Here is a 5,854-nt window from a genome sequence, read left to right as displayed (position 1 = left end):
ATTCAGAACTATCAACAGCAACCGCAAGTAGAGATTTGAAAAATGGAGTAGAAAAAGGCCTTATCGAAAAATATGGAGATAAAAAAACAACCTATTACAAGAAAAAAATATAGTCAATATCCCGTAAAATGTTTTGCTTCTGTCTTTGCTTAAGTCGGATTCACCGCAATTTTGCTATCTTAGTGCCACAGTGGAAATCCCGAAGTCTTGGGTTTGTGGCATTTACTATTTTGGTCTTTATCTTTTTAAGGCTGGATAGTCAGAAGCATATACATGGGTGATATATTCGTTTAAAAAAGCCCTCCTTTACAGCTTATTCAACAAGTTTTGACTGCAAAAACGTTTGTATTTTTTGAAGGTTTGTAAAAATGATTTAAGTTTGGGTATCCCCTAAATTAAAATACCAATAACAAACAAACATGATTAAAAATAAGCCGCTACTTAATAAATTAAAACTAGTGCATAGCATGCCATATTAGCCTGTAATACTGATAAAAGTTCCGCATATAAACAAGTTGTACGGTAGCATAAAACAGAACTACAAAAAACATTTGTTTCCTAAATAAGAAACATTTATCTTTGTAAAAAGATTTGAATGGGCGAACAAAAATTCCGAGTTGAAGTACTAGAGGAAGCAAAACAATTTCTTGACGGCATTGACGAAAAAAGTCGAGAGAAAATAATTTACAACATTTGGAAATCCCAAATAACAAATGATAAAGAACTTTTTAAAAAGTTACAGGACGAAATTTGGGAATTCAGAACTAAATACAACAAAACTTACTTCCGACTTTTCGCCTTTTGGGATAAGACCGACAAAGAGGATACTATTGCTGTTTCAACTCACGGAATAATTAAAAAGACAGACAAAATCCCGAAAAAAGTGGAACGAAAAAGTGGAACGAATAAGACAACAGTATTTTAACGAAAAAAATAAAAGAAAATGAAAACATATAGTTTAGAAGAACTGACTGACAGTTACATTGGCAAAAAAGGAACAAAAAAGCGTGACGAATTTGAAAACGAACTTCGACTTGACTTACTTGGGTATGAAATTAAAAAAGCACGAAAAGAAAGAAATCTGACTCAAGAGCAACTCGGAGAACTTGTTGGAGTTAAAAAAGCACAGATTTCAAAAATCGAGAATAGCGCAACAGACGCCAGATTTTCGACAATTTTAAAAGTGTTTAAAGTATTAGGTGCGAAAGTAAAATTTGACGTAGAACTGAATGACCATAAATTAGCATACTAACCGAAAAGAATGCCGACCGCACAACACCTGTATGAGCCATTGCTTGGTCTGTGTTTCTTTGTTTGCTAAACCAGCCTGCGGCGGGCAGGTTAGTTGCTCAATCCACGCCACAGGTTATAGCCAAGGAATGTTGTAAACCCCAAAAAACAGTACACTTTAAAAGTTACCCCTCCCCCAAAAACCCAACATTCCGTTTTAAGCCTTCAAATTTGGTGCGTTTGACTGCCGATTTTTGAAAAATCTTACCAAAAGTTTCTTGAGTGATTTCCTGCCAGTCTTTTTTAGTCATTTCAAGTAGTTCAGGGTGTGGGTTAAACAGCGGTTCCCGGTGCGACTTTGAAAAACGGTTCCAGGGGCATACATCCTGACATACATCACAACCAAAAATCCAGTCGTCAAATTGTCCTTTGAATTCGGTGGGAATGGCTTCTTTGAGTTCTATGGTAAAATAAGAAATGCACTTGCTGCCGTCCACCACATATGGTTCTATAATAGCTTCTGTTGGGCAGGCATCGATGCAAGCGGTACAAGCACCACAGTGGTCTGTCACCGGGTGGTCATATTCAAGCTCAAGGTCGATAATCAGTTCAGCAATAAAGTAGAAAGACCCCACCTGTTTGGTAAGCAGATTACTGTGTTTGCCCATCCAGCCCAATCCGCTTTTGGCTGCCCAGGCTTTGTCCAGCACCGGCGCAGAATCGACAAATGCCCTGCCCCCCACTTCCCCGATTTCCTCATCAATGAAATGGAGCAATTGTTTTAATTTGTCCTTAATCACAAAATGGTAATCAGTGCCGTAAGCATATTTTGAGATTTTATAAGTGCCTTCGCCTTGTGTTTGTTCCGGAAAGTAATTGAGCAGCAGGGAAACCACACTTTTTGCTCCGGGAACGAGCTGCGTGGGGTCCAGACGTTTGTCAAAATGGTTTTCCATATACTTCATCTCTCCGTGCATGTTTTTGTTGAGCCAAGCTTCCAAACGGGGTGCTTCTTCTTCCAAAAAACCGGCTTTGCTGATGCCACAAGACAAAAACCCGAGGCGTTTGGCTTCGGATTTAATGAGTTGGGTGTATTTAAATTTATTTGACACTCTTTAGGTTAAGTTCAATTAAAACTTTGGAAGACAAGAGGCATTTTATTACCTGAGTTTTCCAGCAGATTTCGCAGATTTTCGCAGATATTTATTTTCCTCTAGAACAATCCCCCTTGTTTTCCGGGATTGATTTTTCCCAGGTGTTTGTATGCTGCTTCGGTGACTTCACGACCACGGGGAGTGCGCATAATAAATCCCTGCTGGATTAAAAAAGGCTCATAGACTTCCTCGATGGTTTCTGCACTTTCGCTTACGGCTGTTGCCAATGTGGTAATGCCCACGGGGCCACCTTTAAATTTATCGATGATGGTGGTCAATATTTTGTTGTCCATTTCGTCCAGGCCAAATTTATCTACATTTAATGCTTCCAGTGCATATTTTGCAATTTTGATGTCGATATTTCCATCGCCTTTAATCTGGGCAAAATCCCTTACACGGCGAAGCAGTGCATTCGCAATTCGCGGTGTGCCCCTGCTGCGACCGGCAATCTCAATGGCGGCTTCCATACTTATTTTTACTTTGAGAATTTCGGAACTGCGTTGCACGATAGTGGTGAGCAGTTCGGTGTTGTAATACTCCAGTCGTGAGGAAATTCCAAAACGAGCCCTCATAGGTGCTGTGAGCAAACCTGAACGAGTGGTTGCCCCCACCAGGGTAAACGGATTGAGATTGATTTGCACAGTGCGGGCATTGGGACCCGATTCAATCATTATATCAATTTTATAATCTTCCATGGCTGAGTACAAGTACTCTTCCACAATGGGACTCAATCGGTGTATTTCGTCAATAAAAAGGACATCCCTTTCTTCAAGGTTGGTAAGTAGTCCTGCCAGGTCGCCGGGTTTGTCGATTACCGGGCCTGAGGTAATTTTTATACCCACTTCAAGTTCATTGGCTAGGATGTAAGCGAGTGTTGTTTTTCCCAAACCCGGAGGGCCATGAAAAAGGGTGTGGTCTAAAGCCTCTCCTCTTAAATTGGCTGCTTCTACAAATATTTTCAGGTTTTCAAGCACTTTTTCTTGTCCGCTAAAATCATCAAATGAGAGCGGACGCAACTTGCGTTCCAAGTCGATTTCTTCGGGAGTGAAATTTTCGCTTGTGGGATCTAAATGTTCATTCATAAAAACAAAGATATGGAAAATGAACTGAGTATGTTATGCAGTGGGTTTCAAATAAAAACCCCACGACTCCCAAACGTGGCTTTTTTGTGCTAACTCAATAAATTTGATTATAAAATCTCTTTCGGCACCAAACTTAAAGTGAATTAAGATTTTATTCATTGGGTAAATATTCAAATTTTTGAAATATAACTATATCGTAATATTCAAATAAAAATTTGGCAACAAAAAACCCCCTTTAAAATTAAAAAGAGGGCTTTCATGAATCTGGTTGGTATAAAACTTAATGATTCAGTTCTTCTTCGTCATCCTGCAGGGGAACGTTTTGTGGAATAAAATCCTGTCCGGGAATGACATAGTCGTCACCTTTTTTGTTCAGTTTGCTATAATCATATGACCACCGGTAAACATGTGGGATTGCACCCGGCCAGTTTCCGTGGATATGCTCTACAGGTGCTGTCCACTCCAGTGTATTTGAATTCCAGGGGTTTTGAGGTGCTCTTTTTCCATAGAAAATAGATGAAATAAAATTGTAAAGGAATACCAACTGAACCGATGCCGTGATGATTGCAAAAATGGTTATCACTACATTGATATTAGCCAAATCATCAAAATACGGGAAAGCTGTATTTGTATAATACCTACGTGGCAAACCGGCCATACCGACAAAGTGCATGGGGAAGAAAATACCATAAGCACCAATTGCAGTTACCCAGAAGTGGACGTAGCCCAGGTTTTTATTCATCATTCGGCCAAACATCCTCGGGAACCAGTGATAGACTCCGGCAAAAAGGCCGTATAGCGCTGAAATACCCATTACCAGATGGAAGTGAGCCACTACAAAGTAAGTATCGTGTACATTAATATCCAAAGCACTATCCCCTAAAATAATACCTGTTAATCCACCCGAGATAAAGGTGGACACCAGCCCTATGGAAAACAGCATCGCCGGATTAAACTGGAGATTTCCTTTCCAGAGTGTGGTGATGTAGTTGAATGCTTTTACGGCTGAAGGTATTGCAATCAACAGTGTTGTAAACGTAAACACCGAGCCCAGAAACGGGTTCATACCCGTAACGAACATATGGTGCCCCCAAACGATGGTTGAAAGGAATGCAATGGCCAAAATTGAAGCAACCATTGCCCGATACCCAAAGATGGGTTTTCGTGAATTGGTAGCGATTATCTCAGAAGTAATCCCCAATGCCGGAAGGATAACAATGTATACTTCTGGGTGACCTAAAAACCAAAACAGGTGCTGAAAAAGTATCGGCGAACCTCCCTGATTGTGTAAAATTTCACCTGCGATAAAAATATCGGAAAGGAAGAAGGATGTTCCGAAACTTCTGTCCATAATCAGCATCAAAGCAGCCGATAAAAGTACTGGGAACGAAACCACACCAATAATTGCAGTCACAAAAAACGCCCAAATGGTCAACGGAAGTCGGGTCATAGACATTCCTTTGGTTCTCAGGTTGATTACCGTAACAATGTAGTTTAACGAAGCAAGTAATGAAGAAGCAATAAAAATAGCCATAGAAACCAGCCAAAGGGTCATGCCTGCCCCTGAGCCGGGCATTGCTTGTGGCAAAGCACTCAGTGGCGGATAAATCGTCCAACCAGCGGCTGCGGGTCCTGCTTCAACAAACAATGACATTATCATAATCACACTCGACAGGAAGAACAACCAGTAAGAAACCATATTCAGGAATCCGGAGGCCATATCCCTTGCACCAATTTGCAACGGAATTAAAAGGTTACTAAAAGTACCGCTCAATCCGGCAGTAAGGACAAAGAACACCATGATGGTTCCGTGAATGGTAACCAAAGCCAAATATACATTAGGGTCCATAATCCCATCAGCTCCCCATTTTCCAAGGAAGATTTCGTAAGCGGTAAACTGCTTATCCGGCCAAGCCAACTGCATTCTGAATAAGATTGACATAGCTATACCGATGATCCCCATAAACAAACCTGTGATGAGGTATTGCTTGGAAATCATTTTGTGGTCGATACTGAATATGTACTTGGTTATAAAAGTATCTTTATGATGATGATGTCCGTGGTCGTCGTGACCAGTTGAATGATTGTGTGCTTCTGTTGACATATCTTAAATCTTGATCTTAATTATGGATTTATGGTTTGTGCAAATGTTCTTTGTTCGGCGAGCCAGGCTTCAAAATCTTCTTCAGACTCAACAATAATTTTCATTTGCATATTGTAATGAGATGCCCCGCAAATTTTGTTACATAACAGGAGGTAATCAAACTCATAAGGGTCAAGCGGCTCTTCTCCCTGAGCGGCAAGTGCTACATTTCTTTCGGTCCTGATGTTGTTGATGTTTTCAACTTTTGTGATGATGTCGGGATTCATACGCATTTCCTCGGTGGT

5 protein-coding genes and 1 pseudogene are annotated in these 5,854 nt (G+C 40.5%); 2 read left to right on the top strand and 4 right to left on the bottom strand.

The features are described from left to right. Positions 1 to 595: 595 nt before the first annotated feature. Both AC6F75_RS00810 and AC6F75_RS00805 read left to right on the top strand, forming a co-directional pair. A complete protein-coding gene (locus AC6F75_RS00810) occupies positions 596 to 925 on the top strand; it encodes a type II toxin-antitoxin system RelE/ParE family toxin (protein ID WP_500713027.1) in 330 nt (109 codons plus the stop codon). 18 nt (positions 926 to 943) lie between these two features. Continuing rightward, positions 944 to 1,252, top strand: a complete 309-nt coding sequence (locus AC6F75_RS00805) for a helix-turn-helix domain-containing protein (RefSeq protein ID WP_500713026.1) — start codon at positions 944 to 946, stop codon at positions 1,250 to 1,252. 163 nt (positions 1,253 to 1,415) lie between these two features. Here the strand turns inward: AC6F75_RS00805 and queG are convergent, their stop codons facing one another. From queG to AC6F75_RS00785, 4 genes and pseudogenes are all read right to left on the bottom strand, one after another. Further along, on the bottom strand, positions 1,416 to 2,342 hold the full coding sequence (gene queG, locus AC6F75_RS00800) for a tRNA epoxyqueuosine(34) reductase QueG (protein ID WP_500713025.1): 927 nt from the start codon (positions 2,340 to 2,342) through the stop codon (positions 1,416 to 1,418). 101 nt (positions 2,343 to 2,443) lie between these two features. Continuing rightward, on the bottom strand, positions 2,444 to 3,466 hold the full coding sequence (gene ruvB, locus AC6F75_RS00795; protein ID WP_500713024.1) for a Holliday junction branch migration DNA helicase RuvB: 1,023 nt from the start codon (positions 3,464 to 3,466) through the stop codon (positions 2,444 to 2,446). 280 nt (positions 3,467 to 3,746) lie between these two features. Further along, positions 3,747 to 5,570, bottom strand: a complete 1,824-nt coding sequence (locus tag AC6F75_RS00790; protein ID WP_500713023.1) for a cbb3-type cytochrome c oxidase subunit I — start codon at positions 5,568 to 5,570, stop codon at positions 3,747 to 3,749. Between the two features lie 20 nt (positions 5,571 to 5,590). Continuing rightward, positions 5,591 to 5,854 (bottom strand): annotated as a pseudogene (locus AC6F75_RS00785) (cytochrome c oxidase subunit II); the annotation flags it as partial.

This window comes from Planktosalinus sp., from assembly GCF_059864935.1.
This window is presented reverse-complemented; position numbering and strand designations above follow the sequence as displayed.